This is a genomic window from Petrotoga sp. 8T1HF07.NaAc.6.1 (assembly GCF_016772115.1).
Classification (GTDB): domain Bacteria; phylum Thermotogota; class Thermotogae; order Petrotogales; family Petrotogaceae; genus Petrotoga; species Petrotoga mobilis.
The window spans coordinates 102008-119740 of sequence record NZ_AUPG01000005.1; the positions used below are offsets into that span (position 1 = coordinate 102008).

Genomic DNA, 17733 nt, shown 5'->3' on the forward strand with positions numbered 1-17733 from the left:
CCTTTAAAATATTTCTATCCATATTAGAGTTGCTGAATTTGTACTACTTTTATTTTTTATGAAATGCTTCTTATTTGCTGAATAAAAAAAAGTTTCCTCTTTGCGTACCAAATAAACTTCTTTGTTTAGGTATAACTCTATCTCTCCTTCGATCACATATCCCAATTCCACACCTTCATGAGGTTTCTCAATATCCGTTGAACAACCTGGTTCCAAAACTACCAAAGAAGGTTCTATATTTTTTGGTTCTGACGTTGTTAAAAGAAGTTCTGCTTTAACCCCTGCTGGTGTATCATATATAGGTATTCTATCTTCTTTTGTGAAAACAATCTTTTCCTTATTTTCAAGATTTGAAAAAAAGTCTTTCAGATCAGTTCCTAAGGCTCTTAGAATCATTTCCAAATTTTCAACGGTAGGAGAAGCTAAATCCCGTTCAACTTGGGAAATAAAACCTCTAGTTAAATCAGATCTCGTCGCGAGCTCCTCTTGGGTCATGTTTCTCATTATTCGAAGGCTTTTTATCTTTTCACCTATTTGCATTCAAGGTTCCTCCAATAAACTATCAAAAATGCACAGTTAATTAAACAAGTCGGTTAATATTATAAATTTTTATTTTATATTTGTCAATTACAACAATTTACATTTATGTTTCTACAACATCAATTTTGAGTTGTTTGTGTTATACTAATAACTAGTGGGGTGGGGAGCATAATATACTTTTAAGGAGGACTTTTAAGCAATGCGATCGTATTTGAGGCCTTATCTAGGTATAGATTTAGGAACAGCAAACACTTTAGTTTATATGAAAGGTAAAGGGATAATTCTAAACGAACCCTCTGTCATAGCTATCAACAAAGATACTTCAGAATTGCTAAAAGTAGGAAAAGAAGCAAAAAAAATGATTGGGAAAACGCCTGCTAATATAATCGCCATCAGGCCTCTTAAAGAGGGGGTAATAGCAGATTACAATGTGGCTATGACGATGCTTAAGTATTTTATAAACACTGCATTGAATGGTTTTAGCTTTTTTAAACCAATGGTAGTTGTTGGAATACCTACAGATGCAACCCAGGTGGAAAGAAATGCTTTGAGAGAAGCAGCCTTGGATGCGGGATCTAGTAAGGCTTTTTTGATTGAAGAAGCCATGGCAACTGCTATTGGAGCTGGATTGGATGTAGAAGAACCCTCGGGAAATATGATCGTAGACATTGGTGGAGGTACCACAGAAATAGCTGTAATTTCACTTGGAAATATTGTATTATCCAAATCTATAAGGGTAGCGGGAGATTTAATCGACCAGGAAATTATCAATCACATAAAATCAAAATACAATATGGTAATAGGAGAAAAAACTGCTGAGAGGATAAAAATTGAAATTGGAAATGTTTTTGATAGTCCTCAGTACAATGATTTAAGCATGGAAGTGATAGGCTTAGACGTTCTAACCGGCCTTCCAAAAAGTGTTACGATCACAGGCTCAGAGATAAGAAATGCGATGCGGATACCGGTTAACAAGATAGTTGAAAATATTAAATTGGCTATCGAAGAAACTCCACCTGAACTTTTGTATGATATAGTAAATAGAGGTATATTTTTGGCTGGTGGAGGGGCTTTGATAAAGGGGATAAAAGAGCTATTAGAAAGGGAAACTTTGATAAGAGTTGTAATAGCGGATGATCCAATAACTTGTGTGGCAAGAGGGGCAGGGATGGTTATTGATAAGATAAACCTTATAAAAAGTATATCTCAAAAAGCTTAATATGAGATATTTTGGGATTTTATTTTTAGTAATTTTGATCTTTATTTCGATTTTATTTAATACTTTTGAAAGCTTGGGAGGTATTTTAAAACCTCTAACCTACCCGGTTGATATGCTTTTTTCAACGCTTCATTTCAAGATTTCAGAAAGAAATGCAAGTGCTGAAAAAATTTCTAATATCTTAGATGAAATTAAAAAACAACCTATTTATTTAATTGAAAGTAAAGAGATCGAAAATGTAGATTTAACGATCCCGCGAGGTATAATTTTGAGTGAAACAGAGCGCTCTTTTAACGTTTTGACGAGTAATGAAGGAAATTTAGAAAAAGGTTATTTAGCCGTTTCTACAGATGGAAATCTTTTAGGCTTTGTTGAAAATACATTTTCAGATAGAGTAGTGGTTAGAAAATTGGGTTGGGGAAACCAAGATTTTTTTGGAAAAATAGGTGTCGTAGATGTGTTGATAAAAGAAGATAAAGGTAATTTGTTGGTGGAAATACCTGATAATTATAATGTAATAATGGACGAACACCTAAACATGGATCTTCCCGATTATGTAAAAAGCGGAGAAAAAGAAGGTATATTTTTATCAGGTGAAATTGTTTCTAAATATGGAGATCTTTATCTTTTCAACCCTGTGATGATCGATGATTTTTTAGTTTACTTTTTTCCTTACTAAAGTAAAGAAGTGAGAATATATGATGTATCTAATTTACTTTTTATTAGCCCTCATTACCGCTTCGTTTGATAGATGGCTTGGAGAAATACTTTTTTTTGTTTTTCCTATAATTGCGTTATATGTGGCAAACTTTGAAGAAGATGATACTAGACTTCTTTTCCTCGTATTGATATATACTATTTTCTATTTCAATTCTAGGTTTGAATTGGGATTTCTTGCAATAATTTTTTTTGCCATCTTTCTTCTCATCAACTTTTTCTTACATCAATTGGAAATGACTTTAATTAAAGCATTGATATACGTGGGTGTTTTGTCGCTGTATATGAGTGTCATTACTTCTTCTCTTTATCCTTTTTTATGGGATATGATTATCGTCTTTGTATTATATTTTATGAACATGAGGCTGGTTTTCAATGAAAGAAAAAAGAGCTAAAATACTGTTTTCTTTATTTTTTTTGGGTATTGCTTTACTTTTTGCGAGATCATTTCAATTACAGATTTTAAACTGGGATAAATATTCAATGGAAGTTCAAGAGTTATCAACAAGAATTGTAAAAGATTCTCCTAAAAGAGGAAATATATACGATAGAAATGGAAATTTGTTAGCATGGAACCAAAGGATATATAACTTAACAAATTTAGGAGGAACGTTGAGTGAAGGTACAGAAGCTGAATTGTATCAAGTTCTGAAAGATGTAGTGGATAATCCGTATACTATAATAGATAAATTAAATTTTCAAAAAAGAGTGAATTTAGAAATAAATTCTGTAACAGCTCAAAAGATAGGAAGCATTGACAAAAATCTACAAGTTGAAGAAAGATATATAAGAAAGTATGCCCACGAATCTTTGTACCATGTCTTGGGTTATGTGGACAATGAAGGTACTCCAAGATCAGGATTAGAATTGGTGTTTGATGAAGAATTACAGGGGCAGCTGGGTACAAAATGGTCAATATTGCTACAAATGAATCAGTTTCACCTATAATTGCTCAAGCCCATTCTATTGACGGGAATAATATTTATTTAACTTTGGACTTAGATTTACAGATCAAAGCCTACAATTATTTAAAAGAAAATAACTACAATGGCTCGGTGATAATCTCCGAACCAAAAACTGGAGAAATATTGGTCTTTGTTAGTCATCCTTCGGTTGATCCGAATTTGTTTGCCCAAGGAATGAGTAATTTAGAGTTTCAAAGAATTTTGAATGACAATAATATGCCATTGTTAAATAGAGCTACATCCGCATTGTATCCTCCAGGGTCTATTATAAAACCGTTTGTTGCATATGCTGCCCTTGAAGGGGGAATCTCTCCCCAAGCAACCATAAATTCGACTGGAAGATACGATTTAAAGAACTCTCAAGGTAACGTTATCGCATCTTATTACGATTGGTATACTTTAGGACATGGTGAAACCGATTTGGTGAAATCCTTGAGGGCATCGGTTAACTCTTATTATTATTGGCTTGGTGAAAAGTTGGGAATAGACTATTTGGAAAATGTCGCGGATAGATTTGATATTACTTCTAAGACAGGTATAGAAATACCAAATGAAAAAAATGGGATTTTTCCAGACCCTGAATGGAAGTATGAGAAATTTGATACTATATGGTATCCAGGAGAAACATTATTAACGTATATAGGTCAAGGATACATCACTATGACTCCACTTCAAATTCTAAGAATATATAATATTCTTGCTACAGAAGGAGAATATTATCAATTCAGCTTATTTAAAAGGGAAGAAGATATTTTTGGAAACATTATAAATAAAAACGTGCCTTTACTGAGAGATTCATACGAAATGAACGAAGAATATCTAAAATACATCTATCAGGGTATGGTAGAAGTGACCTCTTTCAGTGGACCATCTGGTGAAGAAGGTACTGCTTATCAGTCTTTTAAGGATTTTCCAATAACGGTAGCAGGAAAGACAGGTACCGCAGAAGTAGGAGGTGGAAAACCTGCTCACTCATGGTTCGCTGGATTTTTACCAGCAAATGATCCACAGTACTCGATTGTGGTTGTAATAGAAAATGGAGGGATGGGGTCCACCGGTGCAGCACCTATTGCGAGAGAGATACTCGATGATCTACTTGAAAAATATCATATTCAATAAAAAAGGGTGGGGAGCGGGGGAAGGGCGCTATAGATATAGATACTGTTATAAAGAAAATTCTGCTTTTAAAAAAGGATTACAGGGCTGAGCTCTCCCATACATGACTAGGACCCCAGGTCCTTTCAAAAATTCAAAAGGAGATGATGTTAATGAAGAAAATGTTTATATTTTTGATGCTCATCGTTTTTTTAAGTATGACGGCTTTGTCTGAGAATTATACCTTCATCTTTAAAGACGTTCAACTGTTCTATAACGTTTCTAACGAAACCTCCTTCCTTGTTCCTGATGGTTTTGATGTACTTTGGATCAGTGGAGTGGATTCTTGGGAACTTAAAAAGGTGTATCAACACTTTCCTTTTAAGATAGCTTCATTGGAAGATTACACTCAAAAATCTATTGAAGCCATAGATGAAAATGTTTACAAGATCATTGGAACAAATGAAATTCTATTTTATAACCCTCAATTAAATCATTGGTGCGTTACTGATGAAAAGAATAAAGATAAGATCCAACCCACTACTCAAATTCTATTGAAAAACCCTAAAAGTGCTGTAATTGCTTTAAGAGGAGAAGGTTCGTGGGAAGTTATCTATGAAATGAAAAGTGATGGAACTTTCAACAAAAACGTTCAATTCAACGGCGTTCCTGTTGGGCAAACCAACCTATACTTAGTTAATGAATATCTTAACTTGTCTTCTCGTGATTACATAGAGAGTACAAAGTTATTGAGTAGCACACGTATGGTTAATGAAGATGATTTTGGAATGGTTGCAAAAGAGGCAATTCTAAGTCAAACTTATACAATGAATTTGGGAAAAGTCAATTTTCAAAATACTTTAATGAATGTTAGGATATCTCAAAACGATATATTATCATACCAAGACAGAAACGTAATTAATTTTTCTTTGTACACCAATATAACAAATTATACAAAAACCCAGATAATAAGACACGTAGAAAACACAAAATACAATGGTTTAGGGATAGAGTTACCTTCGGGAGAAGTCTGGATACACGAAGAATTCGATAATGAAAGTTTTCCGATAAAGTTAGCGTACATTAATGATACTCCCGTTGGAGACACGCTCAAGATAAACTTAGGGGAGAGTTGGGATGTACAATATAAGATAGAAAAATTGTCGGATGTTGAAGTTAAATCGGCAAACTCCCGAATAGTAGACTTTTTGATCACAGTCAAGAATTTCAGCTATGATCGACAAATCGTTAACTTGAGTATGTTTGAACCCAATATCGAAATAGAAGAAATGCAAGTAGAAGGAAATTATCAAAATTTAAAAAACAACTCAGAAAAAGGTAAAATTGATATTGTCTTCGATATAATAGATGAGGTAAAAATAAGGATGACAATTAAAACTGTACTTAAAGAATAAAACTCTTAATAATTTCAAAAAAATAGTCGATATTATCTACGAGGTAAAGATTTGATTTTACAGTTAAGTCACTGGCACCAAACCCTTTAATAAATTGAAATCTCTCGGCGAATTCCTTTGAGATATCTTCTTCAAGGCGTTTATCTGAAGGGAGCATCGCGACAAATATTATTTTGTTTTCATTGTTTTCTAAAATGCCGTCTATATGCCAGTGTTTTTGATATGCCTTCTCCTTGAAAGTCATATGTCTGCCAACTCTTTGGTAAAGGTTTTTCATAGCAGAACCTATATAGGCGTACAATCCTTTGTTGATCTTTATCTCTTTGTGATGTAAGTTTACTGTAAAGTCTTTTTTTATATCAATCAGTAAAATGTAAGATCCTTTATTCGTCTTTATCCCTCCCAAGAGAAAGGTGATTTTTATGATTGACTCCATCAAGCCAGAGCATTTTAACCCATACTTGGGCTACAAGTTAGACCCGGGCGAGCTTGGATTGGCTAACAGTTCCCCTGCTTCTTTGAGTATACTTAGGGTGGCAGCCCATGAGTTGGGGAATATAAACCAATTTAAATCTCAGGCTCTGAAAAAAGGTGGAATTGTTATATATACAGACATCGACCTTAATCTTAAAAGAAGGGGAGGATTTTTAGCTGCCGTTGGAGGAAAATCTAAAGCTGTTATTTTGTACAAAAAAGAAATAGACAAAAGTTCACCACAAGATCCCGTTTATGAACTGCAAAATACAGAGAAAAACACCAAGGAAACAAAAGATATAAAGCAAAAGATCGAAAAAGAAATTCAAAAAATAACGAATGAATTAAGAACAGAAACGGATCCAGAAAAAATTAAAAAGTTAATCAGCATCCTTCAATCTTTAGAAATTTATAAAAGTAACAGCTCTTCTTTAGATTTGGAGTTTATTTTAGGATTAACTTTGGATCTAACGGTTTGATTCTAAAACTTCTTCTCTTTTATTACTTTTCTCCGATATCTCTTGGGGCTGGTCTTTTTCTATAAAATTAATCACCCAACGCCCCACAATTCTTTTGAATATATAACTTGATTTATGTCCCGCCAACAGACCTTTGACTTTTTTATTTGGTAATAAGTTTTGAAGGTCATTTGTGGCTTTATGTGGCATGATTTTATCGAAAAGAGCTTTTATAAAAAGAACAGGTTGATTAACGAACTTAGCATAACTCAGCGAGTCGTAATGATAACAAGTAATAGGTGTTTTTTGGAATATATCATCTATAGAATTGATATTATTTTTTACAAAGTTAGCCGCATCACTTCTAAATTTTTTACAAAACTCTTCGGAATCGCAACCAAATGAATTTTTTTCTTTTGCGTATCTTTCCCTAACTTTTTCCGTATATGGTGAGTAAAAGTTTATCCATCTCCAATTCCCACCAGTGATCATCAAGATACCTTTTTTAATCCTCTTATCGAGAGCTAAACTCATAGTACCAATGATTCCTCCAAAAGATACCCCCATTAAGTACAAATGATTTTCCGAAAAATCATCGAAGGTTTCAAGTAAATCGATTGCTCTTCGAACATCTTTTACAGAATTATGAAAAAGTACTGTGCACTCATTTGGTTCAGGTGAATAATAAGGGTCACCATCTTCTACATCGTTTGGTTTTCTACTCAGATGGTAAGGAAGGATCACAACACTCGTTCTGTAGCCAAATTTTTTGAAATACCTCCCGTACCATTCAAGATATGGAACGTTGTTGGGTCCAATACCATGTAGAAAGATTATATCCCCTTTAACTTTTTGTTCAGGTTTAAACATATGAATTACCTGAGTTTCGTTTTCTTTGTAAATGGGATCAGTGTACACAGTGTGGAAAGTGTAAACATAATAATCGTTTTCTTCTCTTACTTTGTAATTTATCGGAAGTTTAGGATATTCAAATATGTAGTCCGTTGTTTATCACCTCGTATTTTATACATGTAATTGACATTTATGCATCTCTATTTTACAAAGTTATATTTACTTTTTCTTAAAATAAACATTATAAAATTCTGTTATTATAATAAAAAATACCTATATAGGGTATAGGAGGTTGAAAGATAACATGCAACATGTAAAAGTAAAGGTTTATACAACTCCAAACTGTCCTTGGTGCAGAAAAGCCAAATCGTATTTTAGAGAGCTAGGAATAAAATTTAGTGAAGTAGATGTTTCAAGAGATCCAAAAGCAGCAGAAGAACTAGTTCGAAGGACTCATCAAATGGGGACTCCGGTAATTCAAATAGGGAGTCAGTATATAATCGGTTTTGATAAAAACAAAATCGATAGTATGCTGGGAATAAACTAAAAAAACAATTTCAATTATAAAAACATAGGGTCTTTAAAATTAGACCCTATGTTTTTTTCTCAATCAATCTTTATCAAAACATCGTCCATTATCTTCGGATCGGTTGGGTTACCTCCCCCAAACGACCAAGGTCCTCCATTTGGTGATAATGGTCTCAAGACCCCTTCGATTCCATCGTAATCGTATGTTGTTATATAAATAGTCCATCCTGAAAGGTCGCTTGTGTCAAGTGTTGAAAGTGGAATCATAAAGGTTATTTTATTTTCTTGTTTATTAACCTGCGTAGTAGGGGCAGGAGTTATTGGATCACCATATTTATTAGCTGATGAGTTCTCTGAACTGAAAAGACTGATACCCCAACCGGTTGCGTAAACTTCGTAATCCCAATCTAAGCTATTAGGCATAGTTGCATTTTGAAATGGTAATTCTACTGCTCCTTTTTTGTCAGGGTCGTCGAAGAAGATTTGAAATGTCACATGATCGAATCCGTTTGCAGGGTTCCAGATATCAGTCACATTCTCCATAGTTACAACCATCCTAAGCATAGTTCCAATTTGTATCAATTCAACCTCTTTAATATCCATCTGTTTGTTGAAAGTTGGGTCTTTTGGGTAAGAATAAGTTCCATTAGGTCCTTTATCGTCTCCCAGAGAGTCTTCAACTATTTTAAGAGTCACCATTGGAATTTCGAAATTAATATTATAACTTTCTGAATAATCAACTATTAATGGAGTTCTTCCGTAGGCTTTAACGAATATGTTGTGTTGCCCAGGTGTGAAATCCGAGATGTTTATTGGGATTTCCCAAGGTTCATTTTGTTTTTGTGTGAGATTGATTTTAGCATATTCCTTTTCCTCACGATCAACGATTACCTGAATAGATTTTGCGTTTGATGCTGTTCCTTTTAATACGAAGTTTTCAGAGAAGGTTTGACCTTCTTCTAAATTTGTAATTTCTACAGATACTTCTTCTTCCTTGACAGGGTTAATTTCATTCGTTACCTCGAATATACCGATTGCCTTAGCGTTTAACAAGATATTCAAAGGCGAAGAGTATACGATTTCTTTGTTAATCATATTGTTTACTAAAATGGGTTTAAGAATGGTACCTTCATCAATCCCTAAATCAACATCTGTAGCATGTTTTTTATTGGAAGATGTATTCATCAAAATAATATAAGATTTTGATTCATCTTTTACTTTATAAATGAAAGGTCCTGGACCTAATTCATCTGCGAAGAGAACTTCTACTTTTCCATATCTGAAGGTTGGTATATTTTTCCTTAATTCAGTTAATTCTTTGATGTACTGAAAGGTAGGTGTTGTTGTATCAAAGTGGTCAACTCCTCCAGAAGCAAATCCCTGTTCAAACATTGCTGCCCGTGTTTCAACAAAGTTTTGTTCGGTACCGTAATATATAGTTGGTATTCCTGGAATAGTGAATATAAAAGTTAAGGCCTGCTTGAGACTGTTTATATCAGAACCTTTTAGGAATCTATCCATATCGTGATTATCAATAAAGGTTATCATTCTTGAAGGATCTTTGTACATAGTTTCTCTTTGATTTAATCGATACTCCAAGTAAGATGTTGGTTTTCCTTCTTTAAACACACGCTTGATATCCGTTTGAAGAGGAAAATCTAACATTGAATTAAATCCAATTTCCATATATTCATTTAAAGATTTCTCCGCTACGTTCGTGAACGGTTGAGGTGTTATCCATGCCTCACCATAAGTTAAGAAATCATTTTTTTCAACTTTTTGCGCTATTTCATATATTCCATTTTCTCCATTTAAAAATTCTTCCCAAAATTCATTTGGAACATATATAGCGGTATCTATCCTAAAACCATCTATATCCGCTTCTTCTATCCAAAAAGTGTAAGAATCTTTCAAAGCTTCAATCACTAAAGGATTCTCAGTGTTCAAATCATCTAACTGAGAAAATTCGGTATTATATTGGTTTGGATTTTTAATTTCAGAGGGCCAATGATAAACATTCAATTTTCTTTGTTCTGGATCGTTATAATCATTCATATTGAAAGGATACTGGTCGGGTTTGTTTGTTGGAACACTTTGATTGTTTAAAAAATATCGTCCGTTTTTGTAAATCAAAAAATTACCCGTATGATTCGCTACGATATCTTGAATTACATACATACCTCTTTTGTGAGCTTCTTCTACAAATTTTTTGTAAAGTTCTACATCTCCAAAATGTTCTTCTACCTTTTTAAAATCTCTTGCCCAGTAACCGTGATAACCTCCATAATTCACACTTCCATCCCACCATTGGTTAGCGACAGGCGGTGTAACCCAGATTGCAGTTGCCCCTAATTCTTTTATATAATCTAACTGGTCGATCAAACCCTGGATGTCTCCACCATTGTACTTTGAGTTTACTATTCCACTTTCTATTCCTGAATCTGTTAGTACATCGTTGGAAGTATCTCCATTTGCAAACCTGTCTATCATAACAAAATAGATGATCTGATCTTCCCAATTTGGAGAAGGTGTTCCAGAAAAAACAAAGGAAGCTAAAAAAAGAAACAATGTTACTAAACCTAAGTATCTTTTCATTTCTCCATCCTCCTTTTAACTTTTGTAATAATGGAAACGTTTTACTAAAAAATTATAACATAAATTTGAGCGACGTGCAAATCCAAGTAATACGCATAAAAAAAGGGATGCATTGTGCATCCCTTTAGGTGTTTAACAATCATTCATTGAATTCTATGAGGCCTAAGTCTCCATCTTTTCTTTCATAAAGAACGCTTATAGCATCATTGTCTGGATTTCTGAAAACGAAAAATGAATGGCCTAAAAGTTGCATTTGTAACATTGCTTCTTCAACGCTCATAAGAGTTAGATCAAAATTTTTTGTTCTCACAATCTTTGGAGCATCAGGTTTTTCTTCAATTTCTGATTCATTTTCTTCAGCTAAATCAAGATTTTTAATGTCAGGATTTTGAAGATTTTGTTCTATTTCCATACGTGCCTTTTTATCTGTTCTACTTTGTTCTTGTAAACGATTCTTTAGTTTTCTGATTTTTCTTTCCAAAGAGTCTGTTACCTCATCAATAGCTTCATAAAGATCGTTACTTCTTTCTTCTACTTTTATGATTTTACTTAAAGGATTAATGTGGGTAGTTATTTCAACTTTGTATATGCCCCTCTCTTTTGTTATTCTGACATCAGAAGGAGAGACAATATCAGGATGTTTTTTGAGCAAATGGTCTGGTTTACTCATTCTTTTTTCGATATAATTCTCTAAAGCTTCGGTAAGTTCTACTTCCTTTGTATAAACTTTATACTCCATCTAAATCACCTCCAGATTTGAATAGTTGCTATACTTATATCTATATTTTTGCATTAAATATGAATATTGTTTTCAGAGTAATATTTATACTAACGTAGTGGGGGGATTAACATAAATTTTGATGTCTCTAAAATGTTTTTTAAGCGTTGAGTATAAAAAGTCATGATTTTTCTGTTTACTTTTTATAATGATTTGATACCTGTAATTCCCTCTTAATTTGGAAATGATTGGCACAACGGGTCCCAATATTTCAATATCAACTTGATTTTCAATTTTACTCAACTCTTCGACGATTTCATTTGCTTTAGCCTTTGCTTTGTCAGCGGAAGGGTTGTTCACTAAAATCATAAATAATGTGACGAACGGAGGATATCCGTATATTTTCCTTTGTTCAAGATCATTCTCTGCAATTAGGTCAAAATTATGATCAATTAAAGATTTATAAATATGATTCTCTGGTTGAAAACTCTGAATGATAACTTTGCCTTTCTCTTTCCTGCCAGATCTTCCTGCAACCTGCATCAGCAAAGAGGCTGTGCTTTCTTGAGCGTTGTAGTCAGGAAAGTTGAAATATCTGTCAGCGTCAAGAATGACTACTAAATCTAAATCTTGAATATCCAAACCTTTAGTGATCATCTTAGTTCCAACAACGATCTTTTTCCCTGGTTCTTTCATGAAATTAAAAGTGTTTCGTAAATCTTTGAATGTTTTTATAACCGTCCTATCAACCCTTACTAGAGGTTGTGAAGGGAACAATTTAGCCAATTCAGCCATAACCCGTTCCGTACCGAAACCTCTTGTTTGAAGTTTAAAGCCTCCACACTTTGGACAAAAATTTGGTAATTCACTTTCCTTTCCACAGTAATGGCATCTTAATTTTCTTTCATTTTTATGAAAGGTTAATGAAACATCACACTCATCACATTTGAATATATATCCGCAGTCGCTGCAAATTACATAATTGGCATATCCTCTTGTTGGCGTGAAAACAATTACTTTTTTGTTTTTTTTTCAAAGAAATTTCTATATTTTCTACTACCTTTTTGCTGAATATCCAGTTATATTTTTCATCTTTTTTCATATCAACTATTTGGACTTCAGGCATTTCGGTAAAGTACCTTGTATGTATTTTTTCAAGATAAAAAAAGTTCGCTTTTGCCTTGTACAGATCAATCACCCGTGGTGTTGCTGATGAAAGTATCAGTTGAATGTCTTCTAAATCTTTTCTAAAACAAGCCGTATCTATCGCATCGTAACTAACGTTTTCTATCTGATAGTAAGATTGATCATGTTCTTCATCGATTATAATCATTTTTAAATCTTTCATGGGTATGAAAATGGCGCTTCTTGTTCCTATGACTAAGTCCAATTCACCATTCACGGCTTTGTACCAAGTTTGTACTCTTTCGCTACTTGTAAGTCCGGAATGGTAAAACGCTGCATTGTAGTTAGCAAATCGTTTTTTTAACCTGATCATTAGCTCCGAGGTTAAAGAGATTTCTGGCACTAAAAGAAGGACTTTCCCGCCATTTTCCAAGATAGGCCTTGCAACTTCAAAAAATACTTCTGTTTTACCGCTCCCCGTAACCCCATACAATAAATGTGGTTTATCAGAATTTGCTTTTATTGCTTCAACTGCTTGCCTCTGTTCATCATTTAAAGAAATTTCTGTATTTTCTTCGTAAATTGGGAAACCTTCAGATAATTCAATTATACCTTTTTTCCATAAAGTGTTCAAAACGGTGGAACCTTTTTTCAAAATACCTTGTGAGTACAGATCGCTTTCTAAGGTTTCACCGTTTATGGATAGATAATTTATTACCTCTCTGGCAGATTTTGACACATTGAACTTCCACATCTCTTTTAAGTCCATTTTTAGGCTAACAAACTTATCTATTTTCTTTGTAATTTCTTTTCTGTATAGTTCTATCTCAATTAAATTTGAATCTAAATATTCTCTTAACTGCTTGTTGGCTTTTGAAGCATTATCAAAAGATTTTAAAAATTGCTTGTAAAAAATAGGCTTTTGAATAGGAGAAAAAGAACTTTTTGGTGTAATTCTCAGTTTATAAATATCCGAAGAAAGAGGAGGAAAAAACAATCTTGCAACCTCCCCAATAGGAGCCATAAATTTTGAGCTTACCTTTTCCATAAGTTTGATGTGCTTTTCATTTAAAAAACTCTTATTATCCAATGGAAATGCGATTTCTTTTATTTTGTCGAATTCTGTAGTTTCAGACTCTTTGTAAACTAAACCAGGAAGGAACTTACCTCTTAAATCAATGATAACTCTTTGACCTATATCTAATTTTTTATCGCTTTTATAGGTAAACCCATTAAAAACCATTTGTCCTATGGGGATTACTTCATAATAATACATCTAAATCCTCCAATTTCACTCGCTAACAAGTACAAGAAAACTTTTACCTGGCATTTTTTCTATGGTATTAAAGCTTTCTCCAGTTAAGATATCTCTGTAACTTCCGTTCAAATCGTACTCAATTTCAATTTGTGAATCTTTAGAATTTAGTGCAATTATGACATTCTCTGATTGATAGCGTCTTTCATAAATTAGAACACTTTCATCTGCATACAGTACTGTATAATCACCTTTTCTCAAGGCATCACTTTCTTTTCTTAATTCCGCCAACTGAGAGTACAAGTCTAAAATTTCCATATTCCACTTACTATCATCCCAGTAAAATGGAACTCTGCAAAATGGATCTGTGGTCCCCGTCATGCCTATCTCATCACCATAATATATTAGAGGTGACCCTATAAACGTCATTTGAAGTACGACAGCTAATTTCATTCGTTGTGTATCTTCACCGAGAGCAGTTAGAATTCTTTCAGTATCGTGTGAACCCAAAAGGTTCCATAACCCATGCAACACTTGTGGTGGATATTTGTCTATATATGCGTTAGTGGTATTAACAAAGTTAATAGCCCTTCCACCTTTGGCATATGCGATAGCCGCATCTCTGAAGATGTAATTCATTACAGAGTCGAAACTTGGATCTTCAAAATAAGAAGTGGCATCTCTCCAAAATTCTCCGACAACTAGGGCTTCTTGGTTTATGTTTTTAATGTTTTCGTAAAGAGCTGACCAATAAGTTTCAGGGAGTTGATCAACCGCATCCATTCTCCAACCATCTATACCAAAACTCATCCATTTACCAATTACCTGATTTATGTATGCCTTCACCTCAGGATTTTCATTGTTTAATTGCGGGAGATCAGCGTACCCATGCCAACCTTCGTAACTTTCTGTAGATTTTTTGATGGGGAATGATTTAATATAGTACCAGTCCAAATAATCAGATTCTTCTTGTTTGAGAAAGTTTTCTTTCATCGCGAAGAATTCTGTTCCTGTATGATTAAATACGCCATCTAAGATTACTTTGATATCTGACTCATGTAACGCCTCTAGCATATTAGAAAAGACTTCTTCGTCTCCAAAAGAATCATCAATTTTTAAATAATTTGTTGTATCGTATTTATGGGGAGTCTGAGCTTCAAAAATGGGGTTGAAGTAGATGGCTTCCACACCAATGTATTCTAAATGATCAATTGAGTCAATGACCCCTTGCAGATCTCCACCATAAAAACCAAAAGAAAGAGAATTTCTATTATGTGGACCGTTCCAACTGTAGGTTCCTTGTGGATCATTGGAAGTATCACCATTTCTGAATCTATCAGGAAATATTTGATAATAGATCCTTCCTTTCGACCATTCTGGTATATCAAAATATGAAATTATAGGATGATTAAAGTCGAATTCAAAAAACTCTTCTGTTCCGTTGAAACCGTATATTATTTCTTCGCTATCGTGGATCAAAAATCTATACTTTAAAACTTCAGCTTCGGTAAATACGTGGAACCTATAAATGATGGTGTTGCTTGATTCTATTACAGATTTTTGTATGGAGGATGCGTTGGCTTGTAGTTCAACGTCTTCAACATCATTTTTTTCGAATTCTATTGAAAGATATATTTCGCCCTTTTGAACCGGATTTATATATCTTCTTTCGTTATCGAAATAAACCTTTTTAACTGAGCCATCGCCAACTTTTGGAAAAACAAATGATTCCTGAACGGTGCGTACATTGAAGATTTCACCGTTATAGGTTTCTATATCCTCGTTTGAAAAATCTATCGTTCTTTTTCCATCTACGATGAATTTATACAGGTATTCACCAGGTTCTAAATCAACATTGTAACGCCACAGTCCGGTGAAGCTTTTTTCCATGGCAATAGGCTCAAAGTTGTTAAAACTGGCAACTAAATAAACAGAAGTTGCTTCTTTCGAGTATAAAAACGTAGTGCTAACAGAAAAAGAAACAACAGCAAAAGTAAGTATCATGACAACGAATAATGCTTTCTTCATGAAAGTAACCCCCCTATCAATGAAAAAAGTTTTCTGACTTCAGATAGTAATCCTATACCTTATTAACTAATTGTTTCTACTTTTTCTATTACCCTTTTTGCCAAGTTAACGTAGACATTTGTTACTTCTGGAGTTCCGAAATAAGCAACGGGTTTACCTGCATCCATGTTTTCTCTGACGGTTGAATCCAAAGGAATTTGTGCAAGTAATTCTAAATTGTATTTTTCTGCTAAAGATTTTCCGCCGTTTTCACCAAAAATGTAGTGTTTAGTTTTACAATTTGGGCAGATAAAATAAGACATATTTTCAACTATACCGATAATTTGCTTATCCATTTTTTTCACAAAATTAATAGCTCTTTCTACGTCGTCTTGCGAAACGACAGAAGGTGAAGTAACGATCAAAGAACCCTTTATCTTTTCCACGTTTTGGAAAACTGTTAAAGGTTCATCTCCCGTACCTGGAGGTGCATCGATAATTAGATAGTCTAATTTACCCCAAGCAACATCACCAATAAATTGCATTATAGCACCTGTTTTTAAAGGACCTCTCCAGATAATAGCCTCATTGTCGCTATCTAAAAATTGGGAAATAGAAATAACTTTTATTCCGTGTACTTCAGGGGGTAGTATTTCTCCTCCAACAGCAGAAACTTTGGCTTCTCTCCCCCCCAACATTCTTACTACATCAGGACCATGTAAATCAATATCCAAAAGCCCTACTTTTCGACCCTCTAGAGCCAGAGCAACCGCTAAATTCACCGCAACAGTGGTTTTTCCAACTCCTCCTTTACCGCTCATAACCATAATAACGTTATCAATATTTTCGAGTTTTTTAGAAGCCTTATCTTTCCTTTCCTTTAGGTCAGCCATTTTACTCCTCCTATCGATTATTGTTCTTATATTTACTCAATAATCTTTACTTCATAGGTCATCTCTGTGGAACCTCTAAATGTGGCGGTTGCTCCACAATATTTCTCTTGTGAAAGTTGAGCAGCTCTTTGTAATCTATCCATGGGTAGATCTTTTCCCTTGAATTCGTAAATTATATGAATCTTCGTGTATTTTTTGGGATGCTCCTCACTTCTTTCTGCTAATATTCTCAAGTTCAAGGCATCGTACTTTACTTTCATTTTGTCCAAAATCGTTACTACATCTATTCCCGTACATCCGCCTAAACCAGCGATTAAGTACTCCATGGGCCTTGCAGCCGAGTCATAACCAAGGTTCTCTGGATCTGCGTCTACATGAATATCATGACCAGAAGGTGTTTTCATGTAAAAGTGACTACCGTGTGTGTTTTGCAATAAAAATTCTGTCATCGTTAAAACCTCCATTATAGTTTTATAACTCTCCTTCGCCCCGCTGCCCACCTAAATACTAAATTTAAATCTTTCTTGTATCAAATTATATCATGAAAAAGTGATTAATAAGTTGAAATTAAGTTTCTATAGGTTTTAATTTTGAGATGTAATGTCTTAAAATTTTTAGATTTTTTCAGCTACCTATTTATTTTAGCTAATTTGATAGTAAAGCATATTGACTTGACGAAAGAATATAAATATAGTATAATTTATCTTGACAATGCAGGTGTAGCTTCAGTCGGTAGAGCGCCGCCTTGGTAAGGCGGAGGTCATGGGTTCGAGCCCCATCACCTGCTCCAGAAAATCAGTGCGGATATAGCTCAGCGGTAGAGCACTTGCTTGCCAAGCAAGGGGTCGTGGGTTCGAATCCCATTATCCGCTCCAAA

18 protein-coding genes and 2 tRNA genes are annotated in these 17733 nt (G+C 34.0%); 10 read left to right on the top strand and 10 right to left on the bottom strand.

Annotated elements, in window-relative coordinates; all coding sequences use genetic code 11:
- Positions 1-3: 3 nt before the first annotated feature.
- Complete coding sequence (locus NAAC61_RS04840) at positions 4-540, bottom strand: helix-turn-helix domain-containing protein (RefSeq protein WP_103065416.1); 537 nt, start codon at positions 538-540, stop codon at positions 4-6.
- 199 nt (positions 541-739) lie between these two features.
- Between NAAC61_RS04840 and NAAC61_RS04845 the strand changes: the two genes are divergently transcribed.
- The 6 genes from NAAC61_RS04845 to NAAC61_RS04870 all read left to right on the top strand — a co-directional run bounded on the left by NAAC61_RS04845 (position 740) and on the right by NAAC61_RS04870 (position 5951).
- Entirely contained in the window at positions 740-1759 is a 1020-nt protein-coding gene (locus NAAC61_RS04845; RefSeq protein ID WP_103065417.1) for a rod shape-determining protein, read from the top strand.
- Positions 1760-1793: 34 nt separating this feature from the next.
- Complete coding sequence (locus NAAC61_RS04850) at positions 1794-2438, top strand: hypothetical protein (RefSeq protein WP_202695402.1); 645 nt, start codon at positions 1794-1796, stop codon at positions 2436-2438.
- A gap of 19 nt (positions 2439-2457) precedes the next feature.
- Positions 2458-2871, top strand: a complete 414-nt coding sequence (locus tag NAAC61_RS04855; protein WP_103065419.1) for a hypothetical protein — start codon at positions 2458-2460, stop codon at positions 2869-2871.
- Positions 2852-3424, top strand: a complete 573-nt coding sequence (locus NAAC61_RS04860) for a hypothetical protein (protein ID WP_202695403.1) — start codon at positions 2852-2854, stop codon at positions 3422-3424. The genes NAAC61_RS04855 and NAAC61_RS04860 overlap by 20 nt, the downstream gene beginning before the upstream one ends.
- Positions 3385-4560 (top strand): penicillin-binding transpeptidase domain-containing protein, encoded by a 1176-nt coding sequence (locus tag NAAC61_RS04865; protein ID WP_202695404.1) that lies wholly within the window; start codon positions 3385-3387, stop codon positions 4558-4560. Before NAAC61_RS04860 ends, NAAC61_RS04865 begins: the two co-directional genes overlap by 40 nt.
- Positions 4561-4709: 149 nt before the next feature.
- Positions 4710-5951 (top strand): hypothetical protein, encoded by a 1242-nt coding sequence (locus NAAC61_RS04870; protein ID WP_103065421.1) that lies wholly within the window; start codon positions 4710-4712, stop codon positions 5949-5951.
- Here the strand turns inward: NAAC61_RS04870 and NAAC61_RS04875 are convergent.
- The gene (locus tag NAAC61_RS04875) at positions 5941-6387 is read right to left on the bottom strand and encodes a GIY-YIG nuclease family protein (protein ID WP_081429278.1); all 447 of its coding nucleotides are present in this window, start codon (positions 6385-6387) and stop codon (positions 5941-5943) included. The genes NAAC61_RS04870 and NAAC61_RS04875 overlap by 11 nt on opposite strands.
- Between NAAC61_RS04875 and NAAC61_RS04880 the strand changes: the two genes are divergently transcribed.
- Entirely contained in the window at positions 6374-6904 is a 531-nt protein-coding gene (locus NAAC61_RS04880) for a hypothetical protein (RefSeq protein ID WP_103065422.1), read from the top strand. The two genes, NAAC61_RS04875 and NAAC61_RS04880, sit on opposite strands and share 14 nt — an antisense overlap.
- Here NAAC61_RS04880 and NAAC61_RS04885 read toward each other — a convergent pair.
- The gene (locus NAAC61_RS04885; RefSeq protein WP_233186698.1) at positions 6893-7753 is read right to left on the bottom strand and encodes an alpha/beta hydrolase; all 861 of its coding nucleotides are present in this window, start codon (positions 7751-7753) and stop codon (positions 6893-6895) included. The genes NAAC61_RS04880 and NAAC61_RS04885 overlap by 12 nt on opposite strands.
- Before the next feature lie 286 nt (positions 7754-8039).
- Here NAAC61_RS04885 and NAAC61_RS04890 point away from each other — a divergent pair, with 286 nt between their 5' ends.
- Positions 8040-8282: a glutaredoxin family protein gene (locus NAAC61_RS04890; RefSeq protein WP_012209229.1), complete on the top strand. Its 243-nt coding sequence runs from the start codon at positions 8040-8042 to the stop codon at positions 8280-8282.
- A gap of 59 nt (positions 8283-8341) precedes the next feature.
- On the opposite strand, the gene NAAC61_RS04895 is transcribed toward NAAC61_RS04890, so the two are convergent.
- The 7 genes from NAAC61_RS04895 to NAAC61_RS04925 form a co-directional block, all read right to left on the bottom strand.
- On the bottom strand, positions 8342-10858 hold the full coding sequence (locus tag NAAC61_RS04895) for an alpha-amylase family glycosyl hydrolase (RefSeq protein WP_103065424.1): 2517 nt from the start codon (positions 10856-10858) through the stop codon (positions 8342-8344).
- A 139-nt stretch (positions 10859-10997) separates the two neighbouring features.
- Positions 10998-11597, bottom strand: a complete 600-nt coding sequence (gene hpf, locus NAAC61_RS04900) for a ribosome hibernation-promoting factor, HPF/YfiA family (protein WP_012209231.1) — start codon at positions 11595-11597, stop codon at positions 10998-11000.
- A gap of 84 nt (positions 11598-11681) precedes the next feature.
- Positions 11682-12590, bottom strand: coding sequence for a replication restart helicase PriA (gene priA, locus NAAC61_RS04905; protein ID WP_202695425.1), 909 nt, complete (start codon positions 12588-12590; stop codon positions 11682-11684).
- Positions 12517-13977, bottom strand: coding sequence for a DEAD/DEAH box helicase (locus NAAC61_RS04910; RefSeq protein WP_202695405.1), 1461 nt, complete (start codon positions 13975-13977; stop codon positions 12517-12519). The genes priA and NAAC61_RS04910 overlap by 74 nt, the downstream gene beginning before the upstream one ends.
- Positions 13978-13992: 15 nt before the next feature.
- Positions 13993-15984: an alpha-amylase family glycosyl hydrolase gene (locus tag NAAC61_RS04915; protein WP_202695406.1), complete on the bottom strand. Its 1992-nt coding sequence runs from the start codon at positions 15982-15984 to the stop codon at positions 13993-13995.
- A gap of 62 nt (positions 15985-16046) precedes the next feature.
- A complete protein-coding gene (locus tag NAAC61_RS04920) occupies positions 16047-16856 on the bottom strand; it encodes an Mrp/NBP35 family ATP-binding protein (RefSeq protein ID WP_012209234.1) in 810 nt (269 codons plus the stop codon).
- Positions 16857-16888: 32 nt separating this feature from the next.
- Complete coding sequence (locus tag NAAC61_RS04925; protein WP_012209236.1) at positions 16889-17305, bottom strand: OsmC family protein; 417 nt, start codon at positions 17303-17305, stop codon at positions 16889-16891.
- A 264-nt stretch (positions 17306-17569) separates the two neighbouring features.
- Here NAAC61_RS04925 and NAAC61_RS04930 point away from each other — a divergent pair.
- Both NAAC61_RS04930 and NAAC61_RS04935 read left to right on the top strand, forming a co-directional pair.
- Positions 17570-17646, top strand: a tRNA-Thr gene (locus tag NAAC61_RS04930).
- A gap of 10 nt (positions 17647-17656) precedes the next feature.
- Positions 17657-17731: transfer RNA gene (locus NAAC61_RS04935), tRNA-Gly, on the top strand.
- Positions 17732-17733: the final 2 nt, after the last annotated feature.